This window comes from Oleiharenicola lentus (assembly GCF_051660365.1).
Lineage (GTDB): Bacteria > Verrucomicrobiota > Verrucomicrobiia > Opitutales > Opitutaceae > Lacunisphaera > Lacunisphaera lenta_A.
Window position 1 is genome coordinate 3587960 of the sequence record NZ_JBOZXB010000001.1, and the last position, 15595, is coordinate 3603554.

At 58.8% G+C, this 15595-nt stretch carries 14 protein-coding genes; 10 read left to right on the forward strand and 4 right to left on the reverse strand.

The annotated features are described in order from the left end of the window. Nucleotides 1-114: 114 nt before the first annotated feature. Nucleotides 115-1866 carry an arginine--tRNA ligase gene (argS, locus tag ACRRQW_RS14005; protein WP_438482140.1) on the reverse strand — a complete coding sequence of 584 codons (1752 nt, stop codon included), beginning with the start codon at nucleotides 1864-1866 and terminating at the stop codon, nucleotides 115-117. A 207-nt stretch (nucleotides 1867-2073) separates the two neighbouring features. Between argS and ACRRQW_RS14010 the strand changes: the two genes are divergently transcribed. The 4 genes from ACRRQW_RS14010 (at nucleotide 2074) to can (ending at nucleotide 5777) form a co-directional block, all read left to right on the forward strand. After that, a complete protein-coding gene (locus ACRRQW_RS14010) occupies nucleotides 2074-3420 on the forward strand; it encodes a thymidine phosphorylase (protein ID WP_438482142.1) in 1347 nt (448 codons plus the stop codon). Between the two features lie 118 nt (nucleotides 3421-3538). Further along, the gene (locus ACRRQW_RS14015; RefSeq protein WP_438482144.1) at nucleotides 3539-3733 is read left to right on the forward strand and encodes a PLDc N-terminal domain-containing protein; all 195 of its coding nucleotides are present in this window, start codon (nucleotides 3539-3541) and stop codon (nucleotides 3731-3733) included. A gap of 59 nt (nucleotides 3734-3792) precedes the next feature. Further along, entirely contained in the window at nucleotides 3793-5061 is a 1269-nt protein-coding gene (locus ACRRQW_RS14020; RefSeq protein WP_438482145.1) for a class I SAM-dependent rRNA methyltransferase, read from the forward strand. 44 nt (nucleotides 5062-5105) lie between these two features. Continuing rightward, on the forward strand, nucleotides 5106-5777 hold the full coding sequence (can, locus tag ACRRQW_RS14025; RefSeq protein WP_438482146.1) for a carbonate dehydratase: 672 nt from the start codon (nucleotides 5106-5108) through the stop codon (nucleotides 5775-5777). A gap of 61 nt (nucleotides 5778-5838) precedes the next feature. Here the strand turns inward: can and efp are convergent, their stop codons facing one another. After that, nucleotides 5839-6396 carry an elongation factor P gene (gene efp / locus ACRRQW_RS14030; protein ID WP_438482147.1) on the reverse strand — a complete coding sequence of 186 codons (558 nt, stop codon included), beginning with the start codon at nucleotides 6394-6396 and terminating at the stop codon, nucleotides 5839-5841. A 179-nt stretch (nucleotides 6397-6575) separates the two neighbouring features. Here efp and ACRRQW_RS14035 point away from each other — a divergent pair, with 179 nt between their 5' ends. Together ACRRQW_RS14035 and lpxA are read left to right on the forward strand one after the other, a co-directional pair. Beyond that, nucleotides 6576-7907, forward strand: a complete 1332-nt coding sequence (locus ACRRQW_RS14035) for a bifunctional UDP-3-O-[3-hydroxymyristoyl] N-acetylglucosamine deacetylase/3-hydroxyacyl-ACP dehydratase (protein ID WP_438482148.1) — start codon at nucleotides 6576-6578, stop codon at nucleotides 7905-7907. A 7-nt stretch (nucleotides 7908-7914) separates the two neighbouring features. Then, nucleotides 7915-8700 (forward strand): acyl-ACP--UDP-N-acetylglucosamine O-acyltransferase, encoded by a 786-nt coding sequence (gene lpxA / locus ACRRQW_RS14040; protein WP_438482149.1) that lies wholly within the window; start codon nucleotides 7915-7917, stop codon nucleotides 8698-8700. A 157-nt stretch (nucleotides 8701-8857) separates the two neighbouring features. Here the strand turns inward: lpxA and ACRRQW_RS14045 are convergent, their stop codons facing one another. Further along, the gene (locus tag ACRRQW_RS14045) at nucleotides 8858-9166 is read right to left on the reverse strand and encodes a gamma-butyrobetaine hydroxylase-like domain-containing protein (protein ID WP_438482150.1); all 309 of its coding nucleotides are present in this window, start codon (nucleotides 9164-9166) and stop codon (nucleotides 8858-8860) included. Between the two features lie 107 nt (nucleotides 9167-9273). Between ACRRQW_RS14045 and ACRRQW_RS14050 the strand changes: the two genes are divergently transcribed. Continuing rightward, entirely contained in the window at nucleotides 9274-10563 is a 1290-nt protein-coding gene (locus ACRRQW_RS14050; RefSeq protein WP_438482151.1) for an NAD(P)/FAD-dependent oxidoreductase, read from the forward strand. 22 nt (nucleotides 10564-10585) lie between these two features. On the opposite strand, the gene ACRRQW_RS14055 is transcribed toward ACRRQW_RS14050, so the two are convergent. Then, nucleotides 10586-11887 (reverse strand): DNA polymerase Y family protein, encoded by a 1302-nt coding sequence (locus ACRRQW_RS14055; RefSeq protein ID WP_438482360.1) that lies wholly within the window; start codon nucleotides 11885-11887, stop codon nucleotides 10586-10588. Nucleotides 11888-12032: 145 nt separating this feature from the next. Between ACRRQW_RS14055 and nadA the strand changes: the two genes are divergently transcribed. The 3 genes from nadA to nadB are packed head-to-tail and all read left to right on the forward strand — an operon-like array spanning nucleotide 12033 to nucleotide 15565. Next, nucleotides 12033-13094, forward strand: a complete 1062-nt coding sequence (gene nadA / locus ACRRQW_RS14060; RefSeq protein WP_438482152.1) for a quinolinate synthase NadA — start codon at nucleotides 12033-12035, stop codon at nucleotides 13092-13094. 37 nt (nucleotides 13095-13131) lie between these two features. Then, nucleotides 13132-13980: a carboxylating nicotinate-nucleotide diphosphorylase gene (gene nadC / locus ACRRQW_RS14065; RefSeq protein ID WP_438482153.1), complete on the forward strand. Its 849-nt coding sequence runs from the start codon at nucleotides 13132-13134 to the stop codon at nucleotides 13978-13980. A gap of 10 nt (nucleotides 13981-13990) precedes the next feature. Beyond that, complete coding sequence (nadB, locus tag ACRRQW_RS14070) at nucleotides 13991-15565, forward strand: L-aspartate oxidase (RefSeq protein ID WP_438482154.1); 1575 nt, start codon at nucleotides 13991-13993, stop codon at nucleotides 15563-15565. Nucleotides 15566-15595: the final 30 nt, after the last annotated feature.

A 15595-nucleotide genomic window follows, 5' to 3' on the forward strand; every position in this document is an offset into this window, starting at 1 on the left:
CAAGAGCGAAGTCAACTGTGAACAACGGTAGGGCCTGACCTCCGGGCAGGCCGTAGTTTCTCGTTTCGGATATCTCTGTGGCCCGCCCGGAGGTCGGGCCCTACCGATCCAAACTCACATCCGCTCTAACGTCCGCAAGCCGAGCAAATGCAGGCCGGTTTCGAGCGTGACGAGGGTGCGGTGGCACAACAGCAAACGCCGCGCGCGCACCGCCGGATCGTCGACGATGACTTTGTCCGCTGCGTAAAACGTGCTGTAGTCGCCCGCGAGTTCGTAGAGATAAAGTCCGAGGAAGTGCGGCCGCAGCGTGTTCGTCGCGAGCTGCACGGCGTCGGGGAATTTCACGAGCTTGCGCGCGAGATTTATTTCCTGCGCGGTTTCGGGAGCCGACGCATCGCCGACCGGCGGGTGCGCGGGATCGAGGCCGGCTTTGCGGAAAATGGAACGCACGCGCGTGACGGCGTAGAGCAGGTAGGGCGCGGTGTTGCCTTCGAGGCTCAACATTTTTTCCCACGAAAACACGTAATTGCTGCTGCGATTTTGCGAGAGATCGGCGTATTGCACGGAGCTCACGCCGACGACGCGCGCGATTTCGCGGCGTTCGCTTTCCGGTGAGTCGGGATTTTTTTCCGAGACGAGCGCGAAGGCGCGCTCCTCGGCTTCGTCGAGCAGGGCTTTCAATTTAATCACGCCGCCGTCGCGAGTCTTGAGTGCTTTACCGTCTTCGCCAGTGACAGCGCCGAAGGTCACGTGATGCAATTCGGGCAAACGATACTGTTTCGCCGCGAACCATTTTTGCACGGTGAGAAAAAGTTGCTCGAAGTGATCGGCCTGACGGAAATCGGTGACGACGACGATGCCGTCGGCATTGAAATGTTCGACGCGATACAGCGCGGTCGCGAGATCCGTGGACGCGTAGTTCGAAGCGCCATCCGCTTTGCGCATGATGAACGGCTGCGTTTTATAGCGCGGGTGTTCGGGGTGGAAGACGACTTGCGCGCCTTCGCTGACTTCGGAGATTTTCGTGTCGGCGAGTTCGCGGTAGATGCGATCGACCTGATTGTTGTAAAAACTTTCGCCGAGGTTGTGGTCGAATTTGATGCCGAGCCGGTCGTAGATCTGTTGAAAGGCCGCGAGCGAGACGTCGGAAAATTTTTGCCAGAGCGCGACATTTTCGGCGTCGCCGTTTTGTAATTTAACGAGTTCGCGGCGCGCCTCGTCCAACTCAGGCGAGCCATCCGGTGTGGCGCCGTGGCCGAGTTTGTAGATGCGTTCGAGTTCTTCGATGGCGTCGGTGGCGAGCGCGTTTTGATCGGCCCAGCGTTTGTAGCCGTAGATGAGTTTACCGAACTGCGTGCCCCAATCGCCGAGGTGATTATCGCGAATCACTTTGGCCCCGCTGAAAGTGAGCAGGCGGCAGATCGCTTCGCCGATCACGGCGGAACGCAGATGGCCGACGTGCATTTGTTTCGCAGTGTTAGGCGACGAATAATCGACCACCCAAGTCTGACCGGATTTCGCGCCGGCGGCGCCCGATTGAAGCTGTTGTTCGGAACCGTAGGCCTGCAACCACGCGAGCAACGCGGCGGGTTTGATGCGGAAATTAATGAAGCCCGGGCCGGCGAGCTCGAACGTGAAATCCGCCTGCAAGCCCGCCAGCTCGTCCACGATTTGTTGCGCGACGGCGCGCGGATTTTGCTTCTCGCGTTTGGCAAAGGCGAGGGCGCCATTCGCTTGAAAATCGCCATTGGCGGGGTCGGCCACGCGCACATCCGGCTGGAAGCCGCGATCCGCCAAACCGAGCTTGGTCGCGGTTTCGCGAAGGGCGTGGTCAAGGTGGCTAGCGACGTTGAAAGGCAGGGACATTTGGCGATTGAGGAATTGCGCTTGGCTTTGAGCAAGAACGATTTTTGCGAGCTAAAGCGCTGGTTTTTTAATGCGAAAAATGCGCGGATTTTGAGCCTGAAAATAGGCGGTCATACCCCTTTTTAAGCCTCGACAAAATCAGCCAAACCTCTTGCCTCTTCGAGCTTTGCGCCGCATGGCGCCATTCCGCCACACCTTGTGTCAACTATGAGAAAACGTCCCATTCCAACGCGTCGGTTTATCAAACCGTCGTTTACTTCATTGATTGAGAAGAAACGCGACGGCCAGGAATTCACGCAAGAGGAAATCCGCTACATCATCGACTCCACGTTGGATGGAGACATGCCGAAGCACCAACAAGCCGCGCTCTTGATGGCGATTTATTTCGCTAACATGTCCGCGCAGGAAACGGCGATTTTGACCGAAGAGATGATGCTCTCCGGCGAAGTGATCGATCTCTCGCACATCGCGAAACCGAAGATCGATAAATATTCCACGGGCGGCGTCGGCGACAAAACCGCGCTCGTGCTCGCGCCTCTCGCGATGGCGAGCGGTGTGGTTGTCCCGATGATGTGTGGTGTGGAACAAGAGTTCGTCATCACGACGCTCGAAAAACTTTCCGCCGTCCCCGGCTTCAAGAGCCAGATGACGATCGAGCAATTCTCCGATCAACTCGCCCGCGTTGGCGGTGCCATCGCGGCGCAGACCGACGAGCTCGCTCCAGCTGACAAGATTTTCTACGACCTCCGTCTTGAGACCGGCACGATTCCGTCGCTGCCGCTCATCACGGGCAGCGTGCTTTCCAAGAAACTCGCGGAAGGCGCCGAAGGTCTCGTGATCGATGTGAAGTGGGGCAACGGCTCTTTCATCAAGGATCTCGAACAAGCCAAACAACTCGCCCGTTCGATGACCCGCGTGGGTCGTTCGATGAAGCGCCGTTGCGTTGCGCTTGTCACCGACATGAACCAGCCGCTCGGTGACACCGTCGGCACTGCGCTTGAAATCAAGGAAGCGATCCAATTGCTGAAGGGCGAAGGTCCGGAAGACATGAAGGAACTCGTCTTGAAGCTCGGTATGGAAATCGTCCGCCTCGCTGGCGTCGCCGGTTCCACGCTGTCGGCCAAGCAGACGGTGCAACGTCACCTCACCGACGGTTCCGCGCTCGAGAAATTCAAGGAGATGATCAAAGCCCAGGGCGGCGACATCTCGTTCATCGACCACCCGGAAAAATTCCCGACGGCAAAACACATTCGCAAACTGCCGGCTCCGAAGCGCGGCTACGTGCATACGATCAATGCCGCCATGATCGCCAAGGGCGTCTCGCTGCTCGGCGCGGGCAAGGATCCAGCGCACGGCAACAAGATCGACTACGCCGTCGGTGTTTCGGAAATCAAGAAAGTCGGCACGCAGGTCAAGCAAGGCGAGCCGCTCATGATGATCCATTACAACGACGAAGCGAAACTCGAGCAGGCGCTCAACTACTTCAAGGACGCCTACCGTCTCGCGCCGAAGCGCCCCGTGCCGCCGCCGCTCGTTGTCGAGCGCGTCGCCTAAGCGCATCGCAAAACGAAATCGTTTTCGAATCTCCAAAGCCGACCGGATTTCCGGTCGGCTTTTTTATTAGTCCGCATTCCGGGACGAACGGTAGGGTTTGCCCCTATCGACGTTGCGCGTGGAAATCGCTAAAATCGGGCGCATGAACATCAACTACCTCATCAGCGTTTTGTGTCTGGTCTTCTGGCTCGTCGCTTTGATCGACTGCATCAAAAGCAATAATCCCAACAAGGTAGTCTGGATCATCGTGATTATCCTGCTGCCGTTTCTCGGATCGATTTTGTATTTCCTGATTGGCCGCGGGGGACGCTGAGTTCCGCGCCGCGCTAGTTTCAGGTTTCCATCCACGCGGGGGAATGTTCTGCTCGGGCGATGTCCGATTTGCCCGACGAAGATTTTGAGATCGAAGAACAGTTGCCCGACAAAGCCGCGCCCAAGGTGCCGGTGGATCGCTCGCTGTGGCAACGGCCGTGGGCGCAGTTGAAATTTGTTTCGTTTCAACCGGCGATTTTCCCGCGTATGCTCGGCGAAGTCTCGAGTGACGCGCGGCCCGGCGACCTCGTTAATGTTTACGACAAGTTCGGCAACCGCGTCGGCATCGGCTTGTTCAACCCGCGCGCGAAAATGCCGCTGCGCGTTGTCAGCCACACGGCTGAGCCCCTAGGCGAGGAGTATTTCGAAAGTGCGATTCGGCGCGCGGTCGCGCTGCGTCGCGACATGTTTAAATTGGACGCGCAGACCGAGGCGTATCGCGTGATCAATTCCGACGGCGACGGCATCAGCGGCCTCACGATCGACCGTTACGCGGACGTGTTGTATTGCGACGTTTACTCGCTCGGCATTTTTCATCGGCTGCCGAAATGGTTGCCGCTGCTCCACGAATTACTCGGCACGAAACACGTGCGCATCCACGTCGATCACGACATCGGCAGCCTCGAAGGCATCAAGCCATCGCAGCTTAAGCATCTCACCGAATCGGCACCGGACAAAGTGCGCATCAAAGAGCACGGCGTGAAATTCGAAGTTGATTTCGCCGAAGGCCACAAAACCGGTTTCTTCTGCGATCAGCGCGACAATCGGAAACGTTTCGGCACGCTCGTGAAAGGGATGCGCGTGCTCGACCTGTGCAGTTACACAGGCGGGTTTTCGATCAACGCAATTCTCGGCGGCGCGAGCGAAGTCACCGCGGTCGACCTCGACGAAAACGTCATTGTGCAAGGCCGCCGCAACGCGAACTTGAACCAGGTTTCACCGAACAAACTCAAGTGGGTGCACGCCGACGCCTTTGCCTATGCGAAACAAATGCAGAAGAACGGGGAAAAGTTCGACGCCGTGCTCTGCGATCCACCGAAGTTTGTGATGACGCGGGATCCGGTTTTTGCAGCCGAAGGCATGCGCAAATACAGCGACTTGAACACCATTGCCGCGAGCCTCGTAAACCCGGGCGGGTTGTTCGTGACGTGCTCGTGCTCCGGCCTCGTCACGCTGGAAACGTTCGAAGCTTGCGTCATCAAAGGCGTGCACCGCCTCAACCGCCGCTTGCAAATCTTCGACCGCACCGGCCCTGGTGTGGATCACCCGGTTTACTCAAACTGCCTCGAAAGCCGCTACCTGAAACTGCTCTGGGCACGGGTGCCGTAATCTATCATGGACAAACGGCGGCGCGCCCCAAGCATGACGCGCACATGAGCACGCTTGATCACCTTTTCGAGCAGAACCGCAGTTGGGCGGACGCTATTAAGCACAAGGATCCGGAGTTTTTTCAGAAACTATCCCGGCAGCAAAATCCTGAATATCTTTGGATTGGTTGCTCCGATAGTCGCGTGCCGGCGAACGAGATTATCGGCCTGCTGCCCGGCGAAGTGTTTGTGCATCGCAACGTCGCCAACGTCGTGGTGCACGCCGATCTGAACGCGCTTTCGGTGATTCAATACGCGGTCGATATGCTGAAGGTGAAACACATCATGGTGGTCGGTCACTATGGTTGCGGCGGCGTTGGTGCGGTCATCCGTTGCCAGCGCGTCGGGCTCGCGGACAACTGGCTGCGTCATGTGCAGGATGTGCGCGACAAACACGAAGTTTGCCTCGGGCATTTGCCCGACGACACGGCGCGGAGTGCGCGTCTGTGCGAACTGAACGTGGTCGAACAAGCCGCCAATGTTTGCGCGACGACCATCGTGCAGGACGCCTGGGCGCGCGGACAGAACCTGACGGTGCACGCGTGGATTTATGGATTGCGCGACGGTTTGTTGCGCGACTTGGAGATGACCGCGAGCAAGGCGGATGACGTGGGCGCGGCTTATAAAAAAGCGGTCACGGTCGTCAACGGGCGAGGCGTCACCACAATTCCGTGGTAAATAAAAAAGCCCGCGAATTTCTTCGCGGGCTTTCGAGAGTGCTGGTGAATCGCGACGGGCCTTAAGCGCGACCCAGGTAGCTGCCGTCGGCGGTGCTGACCTTGATGATTTCGCCGGCTTTGATGAAGAGCGGCACTTGCACGACCAGACCGGTTTCGGTGGTGGCGGGCTTTTGCACGTTCGAAGCGGTGTCGCCCTTGATGCCGTCGGCGCTCTCGGTGATCTTGAGCGTGACAGAAGAGGGAATATCGATGGTGACCGGGGCTTCGTTGATGAAAAGGACTTCGGCTTTGCCGTTGGCGACGAGGTAATTCTTGGCCTCGCCGATCATCGTGGCGTTCAGCTCGAACGTTTCAAACGTCTCCGGATCCATGAACGAATAGCTGTCGCGGTCCGCGTAGCTGAATTCCAGGGTGCGGCGGTCGGTCGGGAGAACTTCCACCGGGTCGGGGGAGTTGAAGCGTTGTTCGAGCGTCTTGCCGTAGCGAAGATTGCGCATCTTGATCTGCACGAAAGCGCGGAGATTGCCCGGCGTGCGATGCTGGGTTTCCATGACGAGATGCGGCTCGCCGTTGAATTTGATGACTTGGCCTCTGCGGACGTCGTTAGCTGCGGGCATGACTGATACGGTTAAGGGTTTTGAATTACGTAAGGGGATAGAAATACGAAGCCGCCTTCGGGGATGTCAACCCCGCCGTCAGGTCGGTGAATTTTCATTTTCGGCCGGCCCGCTAATATCGAGGGTGACATCTCCAAGCTTGTCATTTCCAAGCGCCTTAGGACACTCCGCGAAATCCCATGAAGCAGCGCACACTTTTGCGCGAGGTCTCCATCAAGGGCAATGCCCTGCACACCGGAGACGCCGTGCATATGATCTTCAAACCAGCTCCCGTGAACCACGGTATCGTGTTCAAGCGGGTGGACTTGCACGGCCATCCCGAGCTGAAGCCGCGCGTCGACCAAGTGACCGACCTCGTGCGCGCCACGACCATTCAGGTCGGCCATGCAAAGCTGCATACCGTCGAGCACGTGCTCAGTGCGCTGCACGGCTACGGTATCGATAACCTGCTCATCGAAATCGATGCGAGCGAACCGCCGATTATGGACGGTTCAGCCCGTCCGTTTGTTCAACTCATCCAGCAAGGTGAACCCGTCGAACAGGACGCTGAGCGCGAATACTTCACGCTCACCGAGACCATTTCAGTCGCCCGTGGTAACTCTTCCGTCATCGCGCTACCTTACGACGGCTTAAAAATCACCTGCACGTCGGCCGACGATCGCGGCATCCACACACAGCATTTGTCGCTGACGATTGATCCGGAAGTTTACGCGGCCCAAGTGGCGGCGGCGCGGACGTTCACTATTTACGAGGACATTGAGGAGCTCATCAAGATGGGCAAAATCAAGGGCGGCTCGCTCGACTGCGCGGTCGTCATCAAGGGCGACAAAATCATTTCGAAAGAGCCGCTGCGCTTCGCGGACGAGTTCGTGCGCCACAAAATCCTCGATATCATTGGCGATATCCTGCTGCTCGGTGTGCCGTTAAAAGCGCACATCGTCGCCACGCGTCCGGGCCACGCCGTCAATGCGGAGTTAACCAAGATTCTTTTCGAGAAATACCAGGCGTGGCAAAAGGGCGGCAAAAAAGTCGCCAAGCCAGCCGCGCCGAAAGCCGAGGTCACGGTAGAGACCACGTTGGACGTTCGTCGCGTGCTCGACATGCTGCCGCACCGGTATCCTTTCGTGATGATCGACCGCGTGGTGGAACTCAAAGACTCCGAGCTCACCGCGATTAAAAACGTCACGATTAACGAGCCGTTTTTCCAGGGCCATTATCCCGGCAATCCCGTGATGCCCGGCGTGCTGCAAATCGAAGCGATGGCTCAGGCCGCCGGCATCATGCTGCTTCGCCAGACCAACATGGAGGGCAAAACTGCGCTCTTCATGAGTTGCGACAAAGTGAAATGGCGCAAACCGGTTCGCCCCGGCGACCAGCTTTTGGTGAAAGTAAAAATGACTAAAATTCGGGGCACGATCGCGTGCGCCGAAGGCGAATGCAGTGTGAACGGGCAGGCTGTCTCCTCGGCGGACTTGATGTTCGCCGTCGTCGATAACAGCGCGATGGACTGAGTCAGTCATGGCCGGAACTATTCACCCCACCGCCATCATCGAGCCCGGCGCGCAGCTGGGCGAAAACGTCACGATTGGCGCCTATTCTTATGTTGGCCCGCAAGTCGTGCTCGGCGACGGCACGATTCTCCAGCATCACGCGAACGTCGAAGGCCGCACGACGATTGGCAAAGACTGCGAAATTTTTCCGTTCACGTGCATCGGCACCAAGACGCACGATTTGAAATACATCGGTGGCGAACCGGGCTTGATCGTCGGTGATCGCAACGTGTTTCGCGAATATGTGAGCGTGCACTGTGCGACTAAGGCCGACGAATACACGCGCCTCGGCAACGACAACGTCATCCTCGCTTACGGCCACATCGCTCACGATTGTATTGTCGGCAATCACATGGTCATGAGCGCGCAAGCGGCGCTCGCGGGCCACGTCATCGTCGAAGACCACGTGAACATCGGCTGGGGCGTCGGCGTGCATCAATTCTGCCGCATCGGCGCGCACGTGATGCTCGGTGCGATGTCGAAAGCTGTCCAAGATGTGCCGCCGTTCATCATCGCCGACGGCAATCCGGCGATTGCACGTTCCATCAACAAAGTCGGCCTTGAGCGTTTTGGTTTTACGATCGAGCAACTCGATGCGGTGAAGCAGGCGTTTCGCGTGTTTTACCGCACCGGCTTGAATCGCACGCAGGCCTTCGAACGCATGCATGCGCACGCGTTGGCCAACACGGCCGAGTTCACGCACTTCTTGAACTTCGTGGAGAGAAGCGAACGCGGCGTCGTAGCAGGGAAATAATTTCTAAATGGAGGCGGGGCCATTTGCCCCGCGGGGCATAGCGCCGAACGTGATAACTCGCGGGGCTAATGGACCCGTCTCCAAGAAACAGGAAATGTAGGTGGCCCGCTTGCGGGCCACGTTGTGCGCAGGCGCGCGACCTGCACTCACACGCCGCTCAGCTGTTTCCCAACTCGCCCAATTGCCGCAGCAACTCATAGCTGTAGAGGCCGGTGCGATGGCCGTCGCTGAAATCGAAACGCACGGCGTAGTTGCCGACGCGCTCCCACGTTTTTACTTCGACACCGACGAAATTCTTCGGGGCTTCGCCGCCGTATTGATGGCCGAAAATATCTTTTTCCCCGCGCACTTCGGCACTGGGCGACGCAGCGCGCAGCGTAGCGCATGAGATGAAGCTTTCTTTGTCATCCGACCAGCGAATGGCGACTTCTGAACCGATGAGCTGGATGTCTGTGGGCGTGAGCATGGGAGAATTTCCAGCAGCTATTAGCAATCTGCCCGTGAAGTGAAGCCCTTAAACTTTCCCGTCAGCGACGTTTACTCCTGTTATTGTCCGACTACCTTGATGAGGCCATGAATACGACCAAGCAGGAGTTGCCGCATGTGGTGGTTCTGGGAGCCGGCTTCGGCGGGCTCGCCTTTGCGAATCATTTTCCGTCTCACATGGCGCGCGTGACCGTGGTGGATCGGCAAAATCACCACCTGTTTCAACCGCTGCTTTATCAAGTGGCCACCGCGGGCCTCGCCGCGCCGGACATCGCGCAACCGATCCGCGCTATCCTGCGCAAAAAGCCGAACTTGAGCGTCATGATGTCGTCGGTGAAGCGCGTCGACCTCGCCGCACGCAAGGTGGAGCTGGATGACACTACGCTCAATTTTGATTACCTTGTCATCGCGCTGGGCGGGCAGACGAGTTACTTCGGGCACAACGAGTGGGAGCAATTCGCGCCCGGCCTCAAGACGCTCGACGACGCGATGAAAGTGCGCCGCAACATGCTGCTCGCGTATGAACGCGCAGAAATGGAAGGAGACGACGCGAAGCGCCAGGAGTTGATGACGACGGTGGTGATCGGCGCCGGCCCGACGGGAGTAGAACTGGCCGGCACATTTTCAGAGCTCGCGCGCACCGTCCTTTATAAGGACTTCGATCACATCGACGCACGGCAGGCGCGCATTCTTCTTGTCGAAGGTGGCCCGCGGGTCCTCGCGGCGTTTCCCCCGGATCTTTCGCAAAAAGGGCATGAGCAACTGGTGAAACTCGGCGTGGACGTCCGTTTAAACACCAAGGTCACCGCGATCCGTGAAAACGAAGTCGAACTGGATGGCGTGCCGCTGCGCGCGGGAAACATCGTGTGGGCCGCTGGCGTCGGGGCGAGTCCCGTCACGCGCTCGCTCGGCGTCGAAGTTGACCGCGCGGGCCGTATCAAAGTATTGCCCGATCTCAGCGTGCCGGGCCATCGCCATGTATTCGCGGTCGGTGATCTCACGACGTTGACAGACGCCAACGGCGTGTTCGTCCCCGGCGTCGCCCAAGGTGCTATGCAGGGTGGCGCGCATGTCGCGAAACTTGTGGCTTACGACATCGCGGTCGGCGCCCGCCCTCCGGAGCAGCGCGAGGCATTCAAATATTGGGACAAGGGCAACATGGCCACGATCGGTCGCTCAAAAGCCATCGCGCAGATCGGGAAACTTCATTTGAGCGGCGTGCCCGCGTGGTTGGCCTGGCTCGGCGTGCATTTGATTTTCGTCGTCGGCCTGCGCAACCGCATCTCGGTTTTTATGAGCTGGGTGTATTCGTATTTCACCTACCGCCGCGGCGCGCGGATTATTTTTAACGAAAGCGATTTGCCGAAATCACTGTAGTCCGATTGCGGGAGTTAATCATTCACCACACTTCCGGCTCAGGGTCGGTGAATTCTTTTTTGCTATTCACCCGGCCTTCGTAGCGCCGATCGATCTCTTCGAGTTCAGGTTTAGGGATGCGGGTGAACGCAATCCGCATTGGCGCATCTTTGGTCGCGCCATGCGCCCCGCCGAAATACACGGAGTTTTTCCCGAGCACCTTGTTGAGGTGATCGACGGCTTTGAACAATTTATCGTGGGCTTGCTCGGCTTGCTGCTCGAACAAATCCGGCGTGTGCATCTTCAAGTCGATGAGGCCGGTGAGTTGGACGCCGATCCGCACCGGTTTGTGGCGCTCAAATTTTTTGGGTCGTCTCATCCACAGCTGGTTGAGTGCTTGGGTTAACTTTAATGTATCCTGTGTTTCCGTCAGCTGGAGTTCATCGCTCCAATGAATACCTTCGCCGATGTATTCCACCGAAACCTGCATGCCCGTGGCGTAGCGTCCCGAGTGCCGCAGGCGCATCGCGGCTTTTTGCAAGAGGCGGTGCAGCGTTGCCAGTGCATCGAGGTGATTGCGCTTGTCCGGCGGCAACACCGCGCCGTGGCCGAGCTGTTTGCTTTCTTCCTGCGGAAAATCGACGTCCTCGCCATGCAGCAAACGCCACATGCGTTCGCCGACGATGCCGCGCCAGAGTCCGCGAAACAGTTTTATGTCGGCGGCGTAAAGTTTTTCGATCGTATCGATGCCTTCGGCGCGCAGGCGCAGCGCCATATTGGGCCCGATGCCGCTGATGTCGTCGATTTCGAGGCGGAGCAGTTTCCCGGGAACGTCCGCGTCCTCCAGCACGACGAGTCCGTCGGGCTTTTCCATGTCCGAAGCGACTTTCGCGAGCAGCCAGGTCGGCGCGATGCCGATCGAACTGCGTAAAAACGGCCCGACCTCACGCGAGATCTTGGCTTTGATGTCGCGGGCGATTTTCTCGGCTTGGGCGCGCGTCGTGGTTTCGTTGAAAAACTTACAAGTGACTTCGTCGATCGATTGGATTTTCCAAGTCGGGTGAATCGAGTGAACGATCGCGGCGAGCTTGCGATGATACTGGATATATAGCTCTGGTCGCGCTTCGACGATGACGATGCCCGGGCATTGTTTACGTGCTTCGGCGACGCGGGCGTTGCGGGTCAGGCCAAGTTTTTTCGCTTCGAGGCTCACGGCGATGCAGCCCGTCGTTTCTGCCATCACCGGCACGATTCCGACCGGTTTGCCGCGCAGTTCTGGTCGTTCCTGTTGCTCCACCGAGGCGAAGAACGAATTGAAATCGATGGTGAGGTAACGCAGCGGCACAGTGCCCAAGTTTGGCCAGAGCGGGCGGTTGGCAAGCCTGTGTCACGAAAGGAACTGCCGGGGTGCGCAAGTGACTAATCGCGTTCCAGATGACGCTGATAAAATTTGCCCAATCCGCGCCTCCGGCCAACTTTTTCTCTTTTACGTGAGCACGCTTTCACCACCCATTTTCACGCCCGCGGAACTCGACGCGGAAACCGAGCGGCTTTTTCGCAAGTTGATGCACGTCGACTGCGAACCGGGCAAACAGTGGAACTACGAGGCCTGCCGCGCGATTGCCCCGCTCACGCTCGAAATCAATCAGCTCAAGCGCGAGCAAAACGCCATCATCCTCGCGCATTCCTACGTGGAGCCGGAGATCATCTACGGCGTCGGCGATTTCACGGGCGACTCGTATTTCCTCAGCCTGAAAGCCAAGGAAGCCCGTGCGGCGAAGATCGTGTTTGCTGGCGTGGTCTTCATGGCCGAGACGGCGAAAATTCTTTCTCCCGACGCCGTGGTCGTGGTGCCCGATCACAACTCCGGCTGTTCGCTCGCTGACTCCATCACCGGCGATGACGTGAAAAAAATGAAGGCACTCTACCCGAACGCGGCCGTCGTCTGCTACATCAACAGCACGGCGGAAGTGAAAGCAGAATCCGATGTCTGTGTGACCTCGGGAAATGTTTACGACATCGTCGCCGGTCTTCCGCAGCGCCAAATTCTTTTCGTGCCCGATCGCTTGATGGCGGAAAACGTGCGCAGTGAAATGAAGCGGCGTGGCGTGGACAAAGACATCGTCTCTTCCGACGGCACGTGCATGGTGCACGACCAGTTTGACGTTTCAAAAATCACCGAAGCCCGCGCGCGTTTCCCGGGCTTGAAAGTCGTCGCGCATCCAGAGTGCACGCCGGAAGTGGCCTCGGCGGCTGATTTCGTGGGGAGCACTGGGGCGATGATGAAATACGTGAAGACGACGCCCGCGCCGTATTTCCTGATGCTCACGGAGTGTGGCCTCGTCGCGCGCCTTCAAGTCGAGGACCCTGAGAAACGTTTCATCGGCGGCTGTCGCATGTGCCCTTACATGAAGCTGAATTCGCTCGAGAAAGTGCGCGATGCGCTCCTCGCGCCGCGTCCCGACCAAATCATTACACTCGACGAAGACCTGCGTCAGCGCGCCGCCCACAGCATCGAGCGGATGTTCGAACTCACGCCGAAAAAAGACTGAACCGACCCTTTGTAACGTAGTATATTACAAACACCCCATGCCGCTTTCCCCTCGCACCACTCACTTGATCGATCTCGCGCTGGAAGAAGATGCCGGCCTCGGCGATGTCACCAGCCGCGCGATTTTTTCGCCGGCGCACAAAAGCCGGGCGATTATCGATGCGAAGCAAGATCTCGTCATGTGCGGCTTGGCGGTTGCGGCGGAAGTTTTTTCGCGCGTCGATTCGTCGATTAAAACCAAGTTGCTCGCCGCCGATGGCGACCACGTGAAAAGCGGAGCGGCAGTGTTGCGCGTCGACGGCCCGACGGCGGCGTTGCTCACGGCGGAGCGCACGGCGTTAAATTTCGTGCAACGGCTCACCGGCATCGCGACGCTTTCGCAACGATTCGCCGAAGCGGTCAAAGGCACCGGCGTGCGCGTGGTCGATACGCGGAAGACCACGCCCGGCTGGCGGGCGCTCGAAAAATACGCCGTGCGCACAGGCGGTTGCTTCAATCACCGCAGTTCGCTCGGTGAACATGTGTTGATCAAAGACAACCACATTGCCGCCGCGGGTTCGTTGACCAAGGCCGTGCAACTCTGCCGCGCCGCTGCGCCGCACCTTGCGAAGATCGAAGTGGAAGCCAAGACGCTCGCGGAAGTGCGCGAAGCGTGTCGTGCCGGCGCAGAAGTTATTTTGCTCGATAACATGTCGCCCGCGCAGGTGGCTGCCGCGGTCACGGTCATTGCGGGGCGCGCGTTGGTCGAAGTGTCGGGTGGCGTTCGGCTCGCGACGATTCGCGACTATGCGCTGCCTGGAGTAAGTGTGATTAGCATCGGCGCACTCACTCATTCGGCGCCCTCGGCGGATCTGAGCCTCGATTTGCGTTCCGCGCGACCGGTTTGAAATCACGTCGATGAAAATTGTGCACACGGATTGTCTCGTGCTCGGCGCCGGTCTCGCCGGCTCGGCGTATGCGTTGCACGCGGCGCGCGCCGGGTTGACGGTGGAGTTGCTTTCGCTCGGCGAACCGCTGCAAGCGAACAGTGACTGGGCGCAGGGCGGGATTATTTACGACACCGATCCCGATCCGGAAAAGCTCACGCGCGACATCATCGACGCGAGCGATGGCATGGCGAATCCTGCCGCGGTCGAGCAACTCGTGCGCGAGGGCCCGGCGGCGGTGAAAGAATTATTGCTCGAAGAACTCGACGTGGAATTTGATCGCGCTCCCGCCGGCCAACTCGACCTGACGCGCGAAGGCGGCCACAGCGAACGCCGCATCATCCACGTGAAAGATGCAACGGGCCACGCGATCATGGCTTCGATTGTGCAGCGCGTTGACGCGACAAAGAATATCACGCGGCGCACGGGTTTTGCTGCGATCGATTTGCTGACGCTCTCGCACAACTCCAGCGATGTGCGTGAGCGTTATGAGCCGCTCACGTGTTTCGGGTGTTACGCGCTCGATACGGCGACCGGTGAAGTCGTGGCATTCGTGGCGAAGAAAACCATCCTCGCCACCGGCGGGCTGGGTGGAATTTTTCTGCATACGACAAATCAGCCCGGCAGCGTCGGCCACGGCGTGGCGATGGCGTTTCGCGTCGGAGCGCGGCTGATCGATTTGGAATACGTGCAGTTTCATCCGACGATCTTCAGTCAGGCCGGCGCGCAGCCATTTTTGATCACGGAAGCGTTGCGCGGGGAGGGCGCGGTGCTCGTCGATGCGAAGGGCCAGCGTTTTGTCGACGCCGTGCATCCGCTCGGTTCGCTCGCTCCGCGCGATGTGGTGTCGCGGGCGATTAAGCAGCACCTCGCGACGACCGGCGATGCGTGCGTGTTTCTCGATTTATCGGCGTTGAAGGCAGACTTCATTCGCGAGCGATTTCCCGCGATCTACGAGCGTTGTCTGGTCGGGGGCGTGGACATCACCAAAGAGCCGATTCCGGTCGTGCCGGCGGCGCATTTTTCCTGTGGAGGGGTGCACTCCGATCTGCGTGGTCGCACGAATGTGCGCCATCTCAACGCCATCGGCGAAACTGCCTGCACCGGTTTGCACGGGGCGAATCGCCTCGCGAGCACCTCGTTGCTGGAATGCCTCGTGGCGGCCAAAGCCACGGCCCGGGCCGACGTTGCCGAGTTGAAAGCGGAAGCGTCGCAGGCCGCGTTTCACCTGCCGACGCCGCGCGAATGGACGAGCCCGCAGAAAAATGCCGACCCGATGCTCGTGCGACAGGATTTGCAACAGGTGCGAACAACAATGTGGAATTACGCAGGCATCATTCGTTCGCCACAACGGCTGGCGCGCGCGCGGCGGATTTTACTGGAGCTGCGTGAGGATATTCAGGCGTTTTACCGCGACTGTCGGCCTACGCGTGAACTCATTGAGTTGCGCAATGCCGTCCAGACCGCGCTGCTCGTGGTGCACGCCGCTGCGTTAAATCCGGTCAGCAAAGGCAGCCATTACGTGGCCAGCGACGGACAGGCTTAGTGTTTTCGAGGTTTGCGGTCGCTCCAGAGA